Annotated in this window: 17 protein-coding genes; 12 read left to right on the top strand and 5 right to left on the bottom strand. The window is 71.9% G+C overall.

Features of this window, described 5'->3' with window-relative positions:
• Positions 1-116: 116 nt before the first annotated feature.
• The 5 genes from J2X63_RS13940 to leuA all read left to right on the top strand — a co-directional run bounded on the left by J2X63_RS13940 (position 117) and on the right by leuA (position 6,197).
• Positions 117-1,304 carry a histidine kinase gene (locus J2X63_RS13940; protein ID WP_309978270.1) on the top strand — a complete coding sequence of 396 codons (1,188 nt, stop codon included), beginning with the start codon at positions 117-119 and terminating at the stop codon, positions 1,302-1,304.
• On the top strand, positions 1,301-1,966 hold the full coding sequence (locus J2X63_RS13945) for a response regulator transcription factor (RefSeq protein WP_309978272.1): 666 nt from the start codon (positions 1,301-1,303) through the stop codon (positions 1,964-1,966). Before J2X63_RS13940 ends, J2X63_RS13945 begins: the two co-directional genes overlap by 4 nt.
• 81 nt (positions 1,967-2,047) lie before the next feature.
• Positions 2,048-2,809 carry an ABC transporter ATP-binding protein gene (locus J2X63_RS13950; RefSeq protein ID WP_309978274.1) on the top strand — a complete coding sequence of 254 codons (762 nt, stop codon included), beginning with the start codon at positions 2,048-2,050 and terminating at the stop codon, positions 2,807-2,809.
• Complete coding sequence (locus tag J2X63_RS13955) at positions 2,809-4,206, top strand: FtsX-like permease family protein (protein WP_309980141.1); 1,398 nt, start codon at positions 2,809-2,811, stop codon at positions 4,204-4,206. Before J2X63_RS13950 ends, J2X63_RS13955 begins: the two co-directional genes overlap by 1 nt.
• 215 nt (positions 4,207-4,421) lie before the next feature.
• Positions 4,422-6,197, top strand: coding sequence for a 2-isopropylmalate synthase (gene leuA / locus J2X63_RS13960; RefSeq protein WP_309978275.1), 1,776 nt, complete (start codon positions 4,422-4,424; stop codon positions 6,195-6,197).
• A gap of 87 nt (positions 6,198-6,284) precedes the next feature.
• On the opposite strand, the gene J2X63_RS13965 is transcribed toward leuA, so the two are convergent.
• Complete coding sequence (locus J2X63_RS13965; protein WP_309978277.1) at positions 6,285-6,944, bottom strand: TRIC cation channel family protein; 660 nt, start codon at positions 6,942-6,944, stop codon at positions 6,285-6,287.
• A 98-nt stretch (positions 6,945-7,042) separates the two neighbouring features.
• On the opposite strand from J2X63_RS13965, the gene recO reads away from it, so the two are divergent.
• Together recO and J2X63_RS13975 are read left to right on the top strand one after the other, a co-directional pair.
• Positions 7,043-7,780 (top strand): DNA repair protein RecO, encoded by a 738-nt coding sequence (gene recO, locus J2X63_RS13970; protein WP_309978279.1) that lies wholly within the window; start codon positions 7,043-7,045, stop codon positions 7,778-7,780.
• Positions 7,777-8,586 carry an isoprenyl transferase gene (locus J2X63_RS13975; protein ID WP_309978281.1) on the top strand — a complete coding sequence of 270 codons (810 nt, stop codon included), beginning with the start codon at positions 7,777-7,779 and terminating at the stop codon, positions 8,584-8,586. Before recO ends, J2X63_RS13975 begins: the two co-directional genes overlap by 4 nt.
• On the opposite strand, the gene J2X63_RS13980 is transcribed toward J2X63_RS13975, so the two are convergent.
• From J2X63_RS13980 to J2X63_RS13990, 3 genes are read right to left on the bottom strand one after another with little or no spacing between them, the layout of a single operon-like run.
• Positions 8,526-9,131 carry an AAA family ATPase gene (locus J2X63_RS13980; protein ID WP_309978284.1) on the bottom strand — a complete coding sequence of 202 codons (606 nt, stop codon included), beginning with the start codon at positions 9,129-9,131 and terminating at the stop codon, positions 8,526-8,528. The two genes, J2X63_RS13975 and J2X63_RS13980, sit on opposite strands and share 61 nt — an antisense overlap.
• Positions 9,132-9,163: 32 nt before the next feature.
• Positions 9,164-10,075 (bottom strand): serine hydrolase, encoded by a 912-nt coding sequence (locus J2X63_RS13985; protein ID WP_309978286.1) that lies wholly within the window; start codon positions 10,073-10,075, stop codon positions 9,164-9,166.
• Entirely contained in the window at positions 10,065-11,009 is a 945-nt protein-coding gene (locus J2X63_RS13990; protein WP_309978287.1) for a LysR family transcriptional regulator, read from the bottom strand. Before J2X63_RS13990 ends, J2X63_RS13985 begins: the two co-directional genes overlap by 11 nt.
• A gap of 74 nt (positions 11,010-11,083) precedes the next feature.
• Between J2X63_RS13990 and bla the strand changes: the two genes are divergently transcribed.
• From bla to J2X63_RS14005, 3 genes are all read left to right on the top strand, one after another.
• On the top strand, positions 11,084-12,049 hold the full coding sequence (bla, locus tag J2X63_RS13995) for a class A beta-lactamase (RefSeq protein WP_309978289.1): 966 nt from the start codon (positions 11,084-11,086) through the stop codon (positions 12,047-12,049).
• A gap of 90 nt (positions 12,050-12,139) precedes the next feature.
• Positions 12,140-12,805, top strand: a complete 666-nt coding sequence (locus J2X63_RS14000) for a DsbA family oxidoreductase (protein ID WP_309978292.1) — start codon at positions 12,140-12,142, stop codon at positions 12,803-12,805.
• Positions 12,802-12,963 carry a hypothetical protein gene (locus tag J2X63_RS14005; RefSeq protein ID WP_309978294.1) on the top strand — a complete coding sequence of 54 codons (162 nt, stop codon included), beginning with the start codon at positions 12,802-12,804 and terminating at the stop codon, positions 12,961-12,963. Before J2X63_RS14000 ends, J2X63_RS14005 begins: the two co-directional genes overlap by 4 nt.
• Positions 12,964-12,966: 3 nt before the next feature.
• Here the strand turns inward: J2X63_RS14005 and J2X63_RS14010 are convergent, their stop codons facing one another.
• Complete coding sequence (locus tag J2X63_RS14010; RefSeq protein WP_309980142.1) at positions 12,967-13,449, bottom strand: YbaK/EbsC family protein; 483 nt, start codon at positions 13,447-13,449, stop codon at positions 12,967-12,969.
• A 90-nt stretch (positions 13,450-13,539) separates the two neighbouring features.
• Here J2X63_RS14010 and dusB point away from each other — a divergent pair, with 90 nt between their 5' ends.
• On the top strand, positions 13,540-14,697 hold the full coding sequence (gene dusB, locus J2X63_RS14015; RefSeq protein WP_309978295.1) for a tRNA dihydrouridine synthase DusB: 1,158 nt from the start codon (positions 13,540-13,542) through the stop codon (positions 14,695-14,697).
• Position 14,698: 1 nt separating this feature from the next.
• Positions 14,699-15,955 (top strand): deoxyguanosinetriphosphate triphosphohydrolase, encoded by a 1,257-nt coding sequence (locus J2X63_RS14020; protein ID WP_309978297.1) that lies wholly within the window; start codon positions 14,699-14,701, stop codon positions 15,953-15,955.
• Positions 15,956-15,978 lie beyond the last annotated feature (23 nt).

The raw sequence follows: 15,978 nt of genomic DNA on the forward strand, positions 1-15,978 counted from the left end.
GTCGCCCGCGCCATGCAGCCACGGCCGTCCGGTCCGGCCGCGCCTCGCGTACGACTCGAGGATGATTCCGGCGTGAGACGCCGTCGTCGCTCTCGAGCACCGCGTACGGTGGTTCGGTGAACACCCTGAGCCGCGGCAAGCTGACGACCGACATCGTCCTCGCCGTCGTGTTCGCACTGGCCTGCCTGCCGTTCGCCCTGCTCGGCAACGGCGTCGACGTGGTGGTGCTCGCGGGCTTCACGGCGGCCCTCTCGGTGCGGCGGCTGTCGCCCGCGTGGTCGCTCGGCATCGCCTGGGGGGCCGCGATCCTGCAGATGGGGACCCTGCGCGACCTGCAGCTCTACGATGCCGCGGTGCTGGGGGTCCTGTACTCGACCGCAGCGCACGGCGGCCGCCTGGTGAAGTGGGCCGGCCTCGCGAGCGCGGGCGCCGGGGCGGTCGTGGCCACCATCTACCTCGCGCTGGTGAAGCCGATCTTCGGGCAGGCGGCGCCGATCACGCAGGACGGGATCGGGCTCGCCTTCGCGCTCGGTTTCCTCTTCGTCGCCTCGATCGCCGTGCTGGTGCTCGCCTGGACGGCGGGCCTGCTCATCCGCTCGATCCGCGACTCCCGCGAGGTGCGTCGCAGGGAGGACGCCGCCAACCGCGAGCGCGCCCTCGTCGAGTACCGCTACGCGGTCGAGCAGGAGCGCAACCGCATCGCGCGGGATATGCACGACGTGGTGGCCCACTCGCTCGCGGTGGTCATCGCCCAGGCCGACGGCGCGCGTTTCGCCGCTCGCACGCGCCCCGAGGCCGCCGTCGGGGCCCTCGAGACGATCTCGCACGTCGCGCGCGGTGCGCTCGGCGACGTGCGGGTGCTGCTCGCCGAACTCCGTCACGACGAGTCCGGATCGCCGCAGCCGGTGCTCGACGACCTCGACGGCCTCATCGACCGTGTCCGCGCCGCAGGTCTCGACGTGCGCTATGCCGAGACCGGCGACCGCCTCGCCCTCGGAACAGGGCACCAGATCGCCGTCTACCGCATCGCCCAGGAGAGCCTGACGAACGCGCTCCGCCACGGCGACGCCGGCGCGCCCGTCGACCTGCGCCTCGCGTGGGACGGCGCGGGCGTCGACCTCGAGATCGTCAACGCGATGCGAGCGGATGCCGCGACGGCGGAGTCGCACGGACTCCGGCACGGGCTCCCCGGCATGCGCGAGCGGGCGCAGCTCGCAGGAGGTTCCCTGACGGCGGAGCCGGCCGGCGACGGCACGTTCCGGGTCCGCGCGCACATCCCCGCACAGCCGGGCGGCCTCACGTGAGCGGCATCCGCGTCGCCCTCGTCGACGACCAGGCCCTGTTCCGCGCAGGGGTGCGGATGCTCGTCGAATCGCAGCCCGACCTCGCCGTCACCGGGGAGGCCGGCGACGGCGTCGCCGCGGTGGAGCTCGCCGCCCGCGCCCGGCCCGACGTCATGCTCATGGACGTGCGGATGCCGCTGCTCGACGGCATCGCCGCGACCGAGCGCATCCTCGCCGACGCCGACCGCGATGGGCGCACGCCGCCGCGGGTGCTGGTGCTCACCACCTTCGACCTCGACGAGAACGCGGCGCGCGCGATCCGGGCGGGCGCGAGCGGCTTCGTTCTCAAGGACGCCGACCCCGAGTTCCTGCTCGCGGCGATCCGCACCGTGCACCAGGGCAACCAGGTGATCGCCGCGGCGGCGACGCGCGAGCTGTTCGCCCACGTGGGCCGGGGCAACGGCCGCCGTCCGGCCCCGGCCGCGTGGTCGGAGCTCACCCCGCGCGAGCGCGAGATCTTCGCCCTCGCGGCGCGCGGCCTCTCGAACTCCGAGATCGCGGCATCCGAGTACCTGTCGGAGGCCACCGTGAAGACGCATGTCAGCCGCATCCTCGCCAAGCTCGGGCTCCGCGATCGCGTGCAGTTGGTGGTCTTCGGCTACGAGCACGACCTCGGCGAGTGAGGGCGGGTCATCCTGCAGGATGACGCCGGACCATCCGGTGGCCGGATGCCACGTCCTGGCCCCGTCCGTAGCGTCGGAGGCATGCAGATCCAACCTTCCGACCTCGGTCTCATCGCCCGCGTCACGGGCCTCGGCAAGCGCTACGGACACGGCGCCGGCACGGTCACCGCACTCGACGACGTCTCGCTCGGGCTCCGCCGCGGCGACTTCACCGCCATCATGGGCCCGTCGGGCTCCGGCAAGTCCACGTTGATGCACATCATGGCGGGCCTCGACTCGCCCACGTCGGGACGGGCGTGGCTCGGCGACACGGAGATCACCGAGCTCTCGGACTCGGCGCTCACCGTGCTGCGCCGGCGCCGGATCGGCTTCGTGTTCCAGTCGTTCAACCTGGTGCCGACGCTCGACGTGCGCGGCAACGTCATGCTCCCGTTCGAGCTCGACGGCCGTCGGCCGAGCCGCGACGAGCAGGCATGGATCGACGAGCTGATCGACACCCTCGGCCTCGGCCCTCGCCTCACGCACCGCCCGCACGAGCTCTCGGGCGGCCAGCAGCAGCGGGTGGCCATCGCCCGCGCCCTGGCGACGCGGCCCGACCTCGTGTTCGCCGACGAGCCGACGGGCAACCTCGACTCGCGGACCGGCCGTGAGGTGCTGGGCCTCCTCGCCACGGCGAGCGCCCGCTCGGGGCAGTCGATCGCGATGGTCACGCACGATCCGGTCGCGGCCAGCCACGCCGATCGCATCCTCTTCCTGGCCGACGGACGCATCGTCCGCGATGCCGCCCGTTCGTCGGCCGAGGAGATCTCCGCGTTCATGCTCTCGATGGAGATCGCGGCGTGATGCGCACGAGACTCAGGGACCAATGGCCGACCCTCGTGGTGGCCACGCTCGCCGGCACCTTCGGTGTCGTGCTGCTGCACGTGACCGGGCTGCTCGGTGCGGCCATCGCGGCCGACGAGGTGACCGGCGAGAGCACGACGGTCGCGATCATCCTGGGCATCGTCGCGACCGTCTTCATCGTCATCGCCATCTACGTGAGCGCGATCGTCACCGCCAACACCGTGTCGACGGTGGTGGCGGGCCGCACCCGCCTCATCGCGTTGCTGCGCCTCCTCGGGTCCAGTGCACGGTCGCAGCGCGCGCAGATCGCCCGTGAAGGACTGCTGATCGGGCTCGCCGGCGCGCTCGCGGGCGTCGTGCTCGGCACGGCCGCGGCGTTCGCCATCCAGGCGGTCGCCGAGGCGAGCGACCTCATGCCGGCCACCGCGTACGACTACCTGAACCCCGTCGTGGCGCTGCCCGCCGCCGCGGTCGCGGTCACGACGTGGCTCGCGTCGTGGGTGGGCTCGCGCCGCGTGCTGCGGGTGCGGCCGATCCAGGCCATAGGCGACTCGCACGAGCAGGACCGCGAGGAGCTCGGTCGGCGGCGGGGCCGCAACGTCGTGGCGCTCGTGCTGTTCGTCGTCGGCATCGCCCTCCTCGTGATCGGCGTCGTGTGGGGTCTCACCGAACCCTACGGCGTGCTGGTCGGCATGGTCGGCGGCATCGTCTCGTTCACGGGCATCGTGCTCGGCGCCCAGGTCGTCCTGCCCCCGGTGCTCCGCCTCGTCGGGCGTGCGCTCGGCCGCTCGCCGTCGCCGCGGCTGGCAGCGGAGAACGCCGTCCGCCACCCCGAGCGCAGTTCACGCATGACGATCGGCCTCGTCATCGGGGTGACGCTCGTCACCACGTTCGCGGTCACCATGGAGTCGTACCGCGCCATGCTGCTGGAGGCCCAGCGCGCGCAGCCCGAGATGTACGCGGGCATCGACGACATGCTGAACGTCACCGTGGCGATCTTCACCGTGCTGATCGGGTTCAGCGCGCTCATCGCGGCCATCGGCATGGTGAACACACTGTCGCTCAGCGTCATGCAGCGCACCCGCGAGCTGGGCCTGCTGCGCGCGCTGGGCTTCGAGCGCCGCCAGGTGCGCACGATGATCGTCGCGGAGAGCGCGGCCCTGACCCTCGCCGCGACGCTGCTCGGACTGGTGCTCGGGTTCGGCTACGGCTGGGCCGGCGCGCAGGCGCTGCTCGGCGGCGCGCAGGGAGAGCCGACCTTCGTGCTGCCCGGCATCCCGTGGGGCATGTTCGGCGGACTGCTCCTGGCTGCGGGGGTGCTCACGCTCGTCGCCTCGGTGGCCCCCACACGGCGTGCCATGCGCGTCGCGCCGGTGGTGGCGCTCGCGGTCGACTGACGGTCGCGCGAGGCGCTTCGACGAGCGGATGTCGCGAGCACGCGGCATCCGCTCGTCCGTCATGTTTGCGCTCGGCCCACCCCTCGGTGTTAGCCTTGGCTCGTGCTTCACGGCCTGCTTCTCCTTAGCTGCCGCAGCGAGTCCTAATCCAGGCCTCCCTCGCTGCGGAGTTCGTCGTCGGCTGAATCCATCCGAACAAGCGAGAAGAGCACCTCATGCAGAACACCCAGAAGCCGTCGTCGATGCCCGTGCATCGCTACCGTCCGTTCCACGAGCAGATCCGCGTCGACCTGCCCGACCGCACGTGGCCGTCCCAGCGCATCACGGCCGCACCGCGCTGGTGCGCCGTCGACCTGCGCGACGGGAACCAGGCCCTCATCGACCCGATGAGCCCCGAGCGCAAGCGCATCATGTTCGACCTGCTCGTGCGCATGGGCTACAAGGAGATCGAGGTCGGGTTCCCGAGCGCGAGCCAGACCGACTTCGACTTCGTGCGCAGCCTCATCGAGGAGGGCGCGATCCCCGACGACGTCACCATCCAGGTGCTGACGCAGGCCCGCGACCACCTCATCGAGCGCACCTACGAGTCCATCGCGGGCGCGAAGCAGGCGATCGTGCACCTCTACAACTCCACGAGCGTGCTGCAGCGCGAGGTCGTGTTCCGCACCGACAAGCAGGGCATCATCGACATCGCCCTGCACGGCGCGCGCAAATGCCGTGAGATGGAGTCGTCGGTCCCCGGCACCACGGTCTACTACGAGTACTCGCCGGAGAGCTACACCGGCACCGAGCTCGAGTTCGCCGTCGACGTCTGCAACCAGGTCCTCGAGGTCTTCGAGCCGACGCCCGAGCGCAAGGTCATCATCAACCTGCCGGCCACGGTGGAGATGGCCACGCCCAACGTGTACGCCGACTCGATCGAGTGGATGAGCCGGCACCTGGCCCACCGCGAGAACGTCATCCTGTCGCTGCACCCCCACAACGACCGCGGCACCGCCATCGCCGCAGCCGAGCTCGGCTACATGGCCGGCGCCGACCGCATCGAGGGGTGCCTCTTCGGCAACGGGGAGCGCACCGGGAACGTCGACCTCGTCGCGCTGGGCATCAACCTGTTCACCCAGGGCATCGACCCGCAGATCGACTTCTCCGACGTCGACGTCGTGAAGCGCACCGCCGAGTACTGCAACCAGCTGCCGGTGCCCGAGCGCCAGCCGTGGGCGGGCGACCTCGTCTACACGGCCTTCAGCGGCTCGCACCAGGACGCGATCAAGAAGGGCTTCGAGGCCATGGCGGCCGAGGCCGAGCGCCGCGGCGTCACGGTCGACGAGCTCGAGTGGGCCGTGCCCTACCTGCCGGTCGACCCGCGCGACCTGGGGCGCAGCTACGAGGCCGTCATCCGCGTGAACTCCCAGTCGGGCAAGGGCGGCGTCGCCTACCTGCTGAAGGCGGACCACTCCCTCGACCTGCCGCGCAAGCTGCAGATCGAGTTCTCGGGCGTCGTGCAGGCGAAGACCGACGCCGAGGGCGGCGAGGTCTCGAGCGACGAGATCTGGCGCGTCTTCAACGACGAGTACCTGCCGGCGCCGGCCGATCACCCCGAGCAGAAGTGGGGCCGATTCGAGCTGCTGTCGCTGCGCACCGAAAGCGCCCTCGACGGGGTCGTCAATGTCCGCGTCGGGCTGCGCGACGGCGACGAGCGCATCGAGGCCGACGCCAGCGGCAACGGGCCCATCTCCGCGTTCCTCGCGGTGCTCGGCACCGAGGGGGTCGACGTGAAGCTGCGCGACTACGTCGAGCACACGCTCTCGGCGAGCGGCGACTCGCTCGCCGCCGCCTACGTCGAGCTCGAGGTCGACGGCCGAGTGCTGTGGGGCGTCGGGATCGACGCCGACATCTCGACGGCGTCGTTGAAGGCCGTGGTCTCCGCCGTCAACCGGGCGATCCGGGGCACGGTGGCCGCCGAGGCCGAGCGCGAGGTCGTCGCGGTCTGACGGGCCACGGATGCCGCGCGCCCACGTCGGCGCGCGGCATCCGCCATCTCACGCCGCCGTCGCTGCGGCATCGGTTCGCTCGTGACGCTATGCGCGCCGCCACACCCGCCAGCTCCCGAGCGCCCGCTGCTCGGGGAGGCTCCACCCGTAGCGCACGGAACCGAGGCGGGTGAGCGTCGTGACGATGACGCAGGCGGTCGCCGCCACCACGATGTTCACGTCGAGGGCGACGAGCACGACGAGCAGGGTCGTGCCGGCGGTGGCCGCGATGGCGTAGAGCGAGCCGACGTGCATCAGCGCGATCGGCAGGTTGAGCGCCACGTCACGCAGGATCGAGCCGCCGACCGCCGAGATCACGCCCACGAAGATCGCCGGCACGACCGGCACGCCGTAGGCGAGCGCCTTCGACGTCCCGATCGCGCCGAACAGGCCGATCGTCACCGCGTCGAGCGCGATGATGAGCCCGTTCAGGCGGGTGAAGACGCGGAGGAGCAGCATGCCGAGCAGGGCGGCCGCCGTCGCGACCGGAATGTACCAGTTGTCGGAGATCGCGGCCGGCAGCTGGTTGAGCAGGATGTCGCGGAGGAGGCCGCCCCCGAGTCCGACGATCACCCCGATGAGCGCGACGCCGAGCAGGTCGATGCGCCGCTCCGTGAGCCGGGCCGCGAACATGGCGCCCTGGATGGCGCCGATCGCGACCGCCGTGAGGTCGAGCCACAGGGGGATGACGAAGAGTGCAGAGGCCACGCCACCAGTGAACCACCCGACCGCTGCCACGGGTGGCACATGACGGCTCGCGCCGCTCACGTCGGCCGCCGCGTCCGACGGGCGCGCGATAATGAAGGGTGCCCGTCTACCGAGATGAAGCCGTCGTGCTTCGCACCCACAAGCTGGGCGAGGCCGACCGCATCCTCACGCTTCTCACGAGGCGGCACGGCAAGGTGCGCGCGGTCGCCAAGGGCGTGCGGCGCACGGGCTCGAAATTCGGGGCGCGGCTCGAGCCGTTCATGGTCGCCGACCTGCAGCTCTACGAGGGCCGCACGCTCGACGTCGTGACGCAGGCCGAGTCGATCGGCTCGTACGGCGCCGAGATCACGCAGGACTACGCCGCCTACACGGCCGCGAACGCCATGGTCGAGGCGGCCGACAAGCTCACGGAGGACGAGGGGTCGCTGCAGCAGTACCTGCTGCTCGTCGGCGGCCTGCGATCGCTGGCGCGTGGCGAGCACGGCGCGAGCCTGACGCTCGACTCCTACCTGCTGCGCGCGCTCGCCCTCGCGGGCTGGGCCCCGAGCTTCCAGGACTGCGCCCGGTGCGGGAACGCCGGCGAGCACACGGCCGTCGTGGTGCAGCTCGGCGGCGTGGTCTGCGACGACTGCGCCCCGCCCGGCACGCCGCGCATCGCCCGCTCCACGGTGGCGCTGCTCGGTGCGCTGCTCGCCGGCGACTGGGCGTTCGCCGAGGCGGCGGGATCCGGCGACCGCAACCAGGCCAGCGGCATCGTCGCCGCCTACACCCAGTGGCACCTCGAGCGCGGGCTGCGCTCGCTGCCGCACGTCTCGAGAGAAACGACGACCACGTGACCCCCAAGCCCTACACGCATCGCGACGCCGTGCCCTACCGGCCCATCGACTGGACGGGCGTCTACCCGCCCGAGCTGCCGAAGGGCGCCGTGCCCGGCCACGTCGCGATCGTCATGGACGGCAACGGCCGCTGGGCGAACCGCCGAGGGCTCACCCGCATCGAGGGCCACAAGGCCGGCGAGGTGGCGCTCCTCGACGTCGTCGCCGGCGCGATCCAGGCGGGCGTGAAGCACTTGTCGGTCTATGCGTTCTCCACCGAGAACTGGAAGCGGTCGCCCGACGAGGTGCGCTTCCTCATGGGCTACAACCGCGATGTGCTGCACCGTCGGCGCGACCAGCTCAACGAGTGGGGCGTGCGCGTCCGCTGGGCCGGGCGCAGGCCGCGGCTCTGGGCGTCCGTCATCAACGAGCTGCAGTTCGCCGAGCGACTCACCGCGGGCAACGACACCCTCACCCTCACCATGTGCGTGAACTACGGCGGCCGCAACGAGATCACCGACGCGGTGCGATCGATCGCCGACGACGTGGCATCCGGGCGCCTGAAGCCGTCGGCGGTGTCCGAGAAGCTCATCGCGAAGCGCCTCTACGTGCCCGACCTGCCCGACGTCGACCTCTTCGTGCGCAGCTCGGGGGAGCAGCGCACGTCGAACTTCCTGCTGTGGCAGTCGGCCTACGCCGAGATGGTGTTCCTCGACACGCTCTGGCCCGACTTCTCCCGGGTCGACCTCTGGGAGGCGATCGAGCTCTACGCCGGACGGAACCGTCGCTTCGGCGGCGCGATCGACACGCCCACCGCCTCGGCGTAGTCGCACAGCCACCGCTCCGTCGCGTGCGGGCTCCGAAGTCGGACGATCTCCAGCGCCGGGTTCGCGGCCGCCGCGACGTGCACCATCGCCGGCAGGCGGGCGTGGGTGCGCCATGCCCACCGGATGATGTGGTCGGGGTCGGTCACGATCGTGCGCAGCGGCGGCTCGATATTGCCGTTCCAGAGTTCGATGCGCCGGATGCGCCGTGCGAGCGTCCGACGGACGACGCGTCGCATCACGAGCGGCCGTGGGTAGTCGAGCCAGACGAGTACGTCGGCGGCGGCGGCGAGGCGCCCGCGGACCGACGTGTACTGCCATTCGGTGACCCAACACGGTCGCGCGATGAGGGCGTCGACGTCGCGCTCGAACTCGGGCCGCGGCGTCCAGTCGGCGCCGTGGAACAGGGCGTCGATCTCGACGTGGGGCAGGCCGCCGACCTCCGCGATCCGCGCCGCGAGGGTCGACTTGCCCGACCCGCTCGTGCCCGCGACCAGGATGCGTCGGGGCGGCGGTGTCACCCTGGGCGCCGGCTCGGGGGTGGGCATCGTCCGAGCGTAGCGGCCCACGCGGCATCCGGTCAGCGCGTGGATCGGGTCGCCCGCACCTGGTCGTGCAGCAACCGGGCCGCGTGGCCGAGGGCCTGCTCGGCGCCCGGTTGCCGCCGCGCCGGAACCGACGACTCGCTCAGCACGGCGATGGCGAACGCGCTGCCGTCGGCGTGCTCGAGCACCCCCGCCTCGTGCCTGAGGTGGAGGAACGTGCCGGTCTTCGAGAACCACTCGGCGTCGTCGGACTCGAGGTCGGGTGCGAGGCGGTGGCGCATGAGGTTCATGCCGAGCAGGCGTCGCATCGGCTCACGCTCGTTCGCGAGCTCGGGATCGGTCCAGAGGCCCTCGAGCAGGTCGACGAGTGCTCGCGAGGTGCCGGCATTGGCGTGCGTGACGTCGAGCTGGGGGATCAGGTGCCCGCCGCCGCGCGTCGACGCCTGGATCGCGAGGGCGAGCGCCTGCGGCAGTTCGTCGGGCGTGAGGCGGCTCGCGAGCGTCTCGTGGAGCTCGCGGATGGAGTGCCGCACGGTGAGCTCGGTGATGCCGAGGCCGCGCAGCAGGCCGGTGACCCGAGCGGGCGGGCACCGCTCGAAGAGGGCGTCGGCGGCGGTGTCGTCGCTCACGCACATCGCGAGGTACAGCAGGTCCGCGATGGAGACGCGTGCCGGATGCTCGAACCTGCAGAGGCCCGTCAGCCCCGGCGTGCGCGCGAGGGGATCGACGTCCACCTGCGCTGCGAGGGCGATCGAGCCGTTCGCGGCCTCGCGCAGCACGGCGATCGCGAGCGGCAGCTTCACCACCGAGGCGAGCGGGTATGCGGCATCCGGATCGATCGCGAGCTCGCGACCGGTGTCGAGGTCGCGCACGGTGATCGATGCGACGAGCCCGGCCTCCGCGAGCGCCCGCGTCGCCTCGCGGAGTACGAGGCGATCAGTGCGCATGAGGTTGCTCGGTGGGGGTGGCGGTGCCGGCAGTGGTCGTCGTGCCGAGCAACTCGGGCAGCAGCGGCCGGGTCGCCTCGAGGAACCGCTCGGCGAGGCCGGCGTCGCGGTGCACCAGGGCGTAGCCGCGCAGCAGGTGCAGGTCGCCGAGCGGATGCCACGCGAGGTCGGCCTCGTTCGCCTCGGCGCGGGTGCAGAGCACGAGGTCGCCGTCGGCGATCGCGCGGGCGATCGCAGCGACGAGTGAGGTGGCGAGTCGAAGGTGGCCGGGCGCGAGCCCCGCGCCGTTGCGCACGCGTTCGAGGCGATCGCGCACGTTGGGCACGTCGTCCTCGGGCTGGAGCCAGAGCCGACGCCGTTCGGGCGTGCCCCGTCGCGGCCGGAGCTCCGCGAGGTAGAACGGTTCCTCGTCGCCGCTGCCGTCGTTGCCACCTGCGTCGCCGGCGAATCCCACGCCCAGCGGCGTCGACCAGACGGCGCGGTCGGGTTCGACGTGCTGCAGCGCGAGCTGGGCACGACCTGCGCTCATCCACTCGGCTCGCTCACGCGGCACCCCCTCGAGGAGCTCGACGGTCAGCGACCCGTCGGCGGCAGCGGCGCAGAGGCGGGCGGCCCGGGCGGGGGAGAGGTGCCGTGGCACGGCGAGGGTGATCGGGAGCGAGCGTGCCTGCTCGGCATCGTCGCCGAACTCCTGCGCCGCCACGACGAGCCGCGTCGCGCTCGGGAGCACACCGCGCCCGAACGCCGTGAGCGCAACGCGGCGCGACGAGCGCTCGAACAGGCGACCGCCGAGGTGCGCTTCGAGGGCGGCGATGCGCCGGCTCGCCACCGACTGCGTCACCCCGGCACCGACAGCGCCGGCCGTGAAGCTCTCGTGCTCGGCCACCGAGACGAAGGCCTCGCACGCCGACAGGAGGTCGAAGTTGCGAGCCATGCATGCGATCATCGCATGAATAGTGGCGTTCGGTGCTTTGCGGGCATCGCTGGTGCATCGGAAGACTGCAATCCATGAGTGCATCGCGTGAATCCACCTTCCTGTCCCGGCGTTCGGTGCTCGCCCTCGGCGGCGCAGCGGGGGCCGCGGGCGTCGTCTCCACCGTGCTGGCGTCGGCGCCCGCCTGGGCTTCCCCGCTGCCGGCGAACGGCAGGCCCGTCCTGCGCGCCGACCACGACCGGGTGTCCGATGACCTTCGCGCGCTCGAGGTCGCGACCGACGTAACGATCGGGGTCGTCGCGCTGCCGGGCGGGCGCGCCGCCGACCGCCGCTCCGACCGCCGCGCGTTCCGCTACCGGGCGGCCGACCTGTTTCCCATGTGCTCGCTCTTCAAGCCCTTGGCCGCCGCGGCGCTCGTGCGGGCGCGGGGATACGACGACGCGTACTGGTCGACACCCATCCCATTCACCGACGCGGATGTCGTGCGCGACTCGGCAGTGCTGAGCACGATGCGGCCGCAGCAGGCGACCCCCGAGCAGCTCGCCGACGCCGCCATCCGCTACAGCGACAACACCGCAGGCAACCTGCTGCTGCGCGAGCTCGGTGGGCCCGCCGCGATCACGGCCTTCGCCGGGGAGCTCGGGGCGACGCACACGCGGCTCGACCGCTGGGAACCCGACCTCAATGAGGCCCGCCCGGGCGACGAGCGGGACACGACCACGCCCGACGACATCGCCGCGCTGTACTCGGCCCTCATGCTCGAGGACGCCGCCGGCGTGCTCGCCTCATCGAGGCTCCGTGAGTGGATGCTCCGGAACACGACCTCGGGCGCCCGGATGCGCGCCGGCCTCACGCCGCCCTACGAGCTCGCCGACAAGACCGGCGGGGGCGAGTACGGCGTCGTCAACGACGCCGGCGTGCTCTGGCGTCCGGGCACCGAGCCGCTCACGCTCGTCATCCTCACCCGCACCGACCGGCCCGACGCGGTGCGCGACAACGAGGTCGTGGCCGAGGTCACGCGCCTCGTCGTCGGCCGCTGAGCCGCCTCCGAGCTGCCGGTCGGGGCGTGACGGAACGCGGATGCCGCGGCGCCGGGGAATACGGCGGCCGCGGCGTCCGTTCGCCTCATCGTGACTTCCCCCATCAAGATCGACATCTGGTCCGACATCGCGTGCCCCTGGTGCTACATCGGCAAGCGGCACCTCGAGGGCGGCATCGCGGCCCTCGGCGCGGACGCCCCCGACGTCGAGATCGAGTACCACTCGTTCGAGCTCGCCCCCGACACCCCCGTCGACTTCGAGGGCTCGGAGGTCGACTTCCTCGCGACGCACAAGGGCCTGCCGGCCGACCGGGTGCAGCAGATGCTGCAGCACGTGACGGGGGTCGCGGCGAATGCCGGCCTCGACTACGACTTCGAGGCGCTGCAGCACACGAAGACGCTGAAGGCGCACGAGCTGCTGCACTTCGCGAAGGATCAGGGGCTGCAACTCGAGCTGTCCGAGCGACTGTTCCGCGCCTACTTCACCGAGGGCCGCCACGTCGGCCGCGTGGACGAGCTCGTGGAGCTCGCCGCCGAGGTCGGGCTCGACGCGGATGCCGCCCGCGAGGCGCTCGAATCGGGACGCTACGCCGCCGCAGTGCAGGCCGACATCGCGCAGGCGGGTGCCTACGGCATCAACGGCGTGCCGTTCTTCGTCTTCGAGGGCAAGTACGGCGTGTCGGGCGCCCAACCCGCCGAGGTGTTCAGCCAGGTGCTCACGCAGGTCGCCGGCGAGCGCGACGGCGCCGCGGCATGAGCGAGCGCACCGAGACGACCGAGGTGAGCGGCCCGGCCGCCACGAGCGATTCGACGGATGCCGCTCCGTCGCCGTTCACCATGGTGACGGGCGACCCCGCGGCGATGGTGTGCGAGGGCGACGTCTGCTTCATTCCGGGCGCGGGCGCCGCGGACTGACCGCTACTCGGAGTCGGTGATGTCGGCCACGGTGGCGTCGAACGCCCGCACGAGGTCGTCGGCGTCGACGAACAGGCTGCGGCCGTGCTCTCCGGCGCCCATCGACACGCGCCGGCCGGGGATCGTCGCGTCGACGACGACCGGCCAGGCGGTGGTCGAGCCCAGCGGCGTGATCGTGCCGCGCTCGTAGCCCGTGGCCGCCAGCGCGAGCGAGGCGTCGGGCAGCTGGAGCTTGTTGACGCCGAGCAGCCCGCGCAGCTTCGGCCACGAGATCTTCCGGCCGCCCGGCACCAGCGCGAACACGTAGGTGTCGTCGCTGCGCTTCACGACGAGCGACTTGACGATGTCGGCCGGGGTGATGCCGAGCAGGTGCGCGGCCTCCTCGAGGCTCCGGGCGGCGGGCCGTTCGATGATCTCGACCTCGAGGCCGCGCTCGGCGGCATCCGCTCGCACCCGATCGGAACCCGTGAGCCCAGCGTCGACCATGTCGTCCTCCACACCTCGTCCTCCTCGGATCCTAGGCGCGCTCGGCGCTCACGGGCGAAGCCGACTGGAACTCTGGGAGAATCGACGGTGATGCCCACTTCAGACACGCTTCCCGCGGCCCCGCTCACGATCGGCGGGATCGAACTCGACGTCCCCGTCGTGCTGGCCCCGATGGCCGGCATCACGAACACGGCGTTCCGCCGGCTCTGCCGCGAGTTCGGCGCCGGACTCTACGTGAGCGAGATGATCACGTCTCGCGCGCTCGTCGAGCGCACCCCCGAGTCGATGCGGCTCATCACGCACCACGAGTCCGAGACGCCGCGGTCGATCCAGCTCTACGGCGTCGACCCGAAGACGGTCGCCGAGGCGGTCACCATGCTCGTCGCCGAAGACCGCGCCGATCACATCGACCTGAACTTCGGATGCCCCGTGCCCAAGGTCACCCGCAAGGGCGGGGGAGCCGCGCTGCCGTGGAAGCGCGGGCTGTTCCGCGACATCGTCGAGGGCGCCGTGCGCGCCGCCGGCGACATCCCGCTCACGGTGAAGATGCGCAAGGGCATCGACGCCGACCACCTCACCTACCTCGAGGCCGGCCGCATCGCCGAGGGCGCGGGCGTCGCCTCGATCGCCCTGCACGCCCGCACCGCTGCGGAGTTCTACTCGGGCGAGGCCGACTGGTCGGCCATCGCGAAGCTGAAGCAGACCGTCACGAGCGTGCCGGTGCTCGGCAACGGCGACATCTGGTCGGCCGACGACGCCCTGCGCATGGTGGCGGAGACCGGATGCGATGGGGTGGTCGTCGGGCGCGGATGCCTCGGCCGGCCGTGGCTCTTCGGCGACCTCGCGGCGGCGTTCCGCGGCGAGTCGGCGACGGCGCATCCGTCGCTCGGCGAGGTGGCGCAGACCTTCCGGCGGCACGCCGAGCTGCTCACCGAGTTCTTCGACAGCGAGGAGCGGGGCTGCCGCGACATCCGCAAGCACGTGGCGTGGTACTTCAAGGGATACCCGGTCGGCGGTGAACTGCGGGCGAAGCTGGCCACGGTCGAGTCGCTCGCGCAGCTCGACGACCTGCTCGGCACGCTCGACTGGTCGATGCCCTACCCCGGCGAGGGCGCCGAGGGTCCACGCGGGCGGGCGGGCACCCCCAAGAATCCCGCGCTCCCCGAGGGGTGGCTCGACTCGCAGGAGCTCGCCGGTCACGATCGCACCACGCTCGTCGACGCCGAGCTCGACACGAGCGGCGGCTGACGTGCGGGAGCGACTGTTCGGCGGATACGACGACGCCGACACCGAGCGCCTGCTTCCCGAGGAGCACACCAACCGGCGCAGCGACTTCGCCCGCGACCGGGCGCGGCTGCTGCACTCCAGCGCGCTCCGGCGTCTCGCGGCCAAGACGCAGGTGCTGAGCCCCACCGCGGGCCTCGATTTCGCCCGCAACCGCCTCACCCACTCGCTCGAGGTCGCCCAGGTCGGCCGCGAGCTCGCCACGAGCCTCGGCCTCGACCCCGACGTCGTCGACACGGCGTGCCTCGCCCACGACCTGGGGCACCCGCCCTTCGGGCACAACGGCGAGCGGGCGCTCAACACCTGGGCCGACGACATCGGCGGCTTCGAGGGCAACGCGCAGACCCTGCGCATCCTCACGCGACTCGAGCCGAAGGTCTTCGACGCCGACGGCCGCAGCTACGGGCTCAACCTCACGCGCGCGAGTCTCGATGCGAGCTGCAAGTACCCGTGGCCTGAGGCGACCTCGGTCGCCGACCCCAGCGGCCGGGCGAAGTTCGGCTTCTACCGCGACGACGTCGCCGTCTTCGAGTGGATGCGCGCCGGGGCTCCCGAGCGGCGGCTCTGCATCGAGGCCCAGGTCATGGACCTCTCAGACGACATCGCCTACTCGGTGCACGACTTCGAGGACGCCATCGTGAACGGCTACGTCGACGTGGCTGCGCTCGGCGCCCGCGTCGACCACGATGCGCTCGTCTCGTCGATGTACGAGTGGATCGGCGGCGCCATCACCCACGACGAACTCATCGCCGCGTTCGACCGGCTCGACTCGCTCGACGGCTGGCTCGACACGTGGAGCGGCAGCCGCTTCGAGCAGGGGCGGCTGAAGAACCTGACGAGCCAGCTCATCGGCCGCTTCGCGCACGCCGCGACCGAGGCGACCAGGTCGGCGTTCCCACTCGCGAGCCTCATCCGGTTCGACGCCGACGTGGTCGTGCCGCGCGAGATCCAGGCCGAGATCGCGGTGCTCAAGGGCATCGTGGCCGCGTTCGTCATGTCGAAGAACACCCGCCAGCCCATCTACACCCAGCAGCGCCAGGTGCTCATCTCGCTCGCCGACGTGCTGCACGAGACGGGCGACCGGCACCTCGATCCGGGCTTCGCCGCAGACTGGCGGGACGCCCGCGACGACGACGCCCGCAAGCGCGCCATCGTCGACCAGGTCGCAAGCCTCACCGACCAGTCCGCACTCGCCTGGTACGAGCGGCTCGTCCAGCGGTGAGCGCCCGAGGCCGGTTCGGCGTG

Source organism: Agromyces sp. 3263 (assembly GCF_031456545.1).
Lineage (GTDB): Bacteria > Actinomycetota > Actinomycetes > Actinomycetales > Microbacteriaceae > Agromyces.

What these genes read in the sequence shown, in the direction of transcription:
- J2X63_RS13955 (WP_309980141.1), top strand. Translation starts at nt 2,809, where the DNA reads ATGCGCACGAGACTCAGGGACCAATGGCCGACCCTCGTGGTGGCCACG.
- bla (WP_309978289.1), top strand. Translation starts at nt 11,084, where the DNA reads ATGAGTGCATCGCGTGAATCCACCTTCCTGTCCCGGCGTTCGGTGCTC.
- J2X63_RS13990 (WP_309978287.1), bottom strand. Translation starts at nt 11,009, where the DNA reads ATGGCTCGCAACTTCGACCTCCTGTCGGCGTGCGAGGCCTTCGTCTCG.
- J2X63_RS13980 (WP_309978284.1), bottom strand. Translation starts at nt 9,131, where the DNA reads ATGCCCACCCCCGAGCCGGCGCCCAGGGTGACACCGCCGCCCCGACGC.
- J2X63_RS14010 (WP_309980142.1), bottom strand. Translation starts at nt 13,449, where the DNA reads ATGGTCGACGCTGGGCTCACGGGTTCCGATCGGGTGCGAGCGGATGCC.
- dusB (WP_309978295.1), top strand. Translation starts at nt 13,540, where the DNA reads ATGCCCACTTCAGACACGCTTCCCGCGGCCCCGCTCACGATCGGCGGG.
- J2X63_RS14005 (WP_309978294.1), top strand. Translation starts at nt 12,802, where the DNA reads ATGAGCGAGCGCACCGAGACGACCGAGGTGAGCGGCCCGGCCGCCACG.
- J2X63_RS13985 (WP_309978286.1), bottom strand. Translation starts at nt 10,075, where the DNA reads ATGCGCACTGATCGCCTCGTACTCCGCGAGGCGACGCGGGCGCTCGCG.
- leuA (WP_309978275.1), top strand. Translation starts at nt 4,422, where the DNA reads ATGCAGAACACCCAGAAGCCGTCGTCGATGCCCGTGCATCGCTACCGT.
- J2X63_RS13950 (WP_309978274.1), top strand. Translation starts at nt 2,048, where the DNA reads ATGCAGATCCAACCTTCCGACCTCGGTCTCATCGCCCGCGTCACGGGC.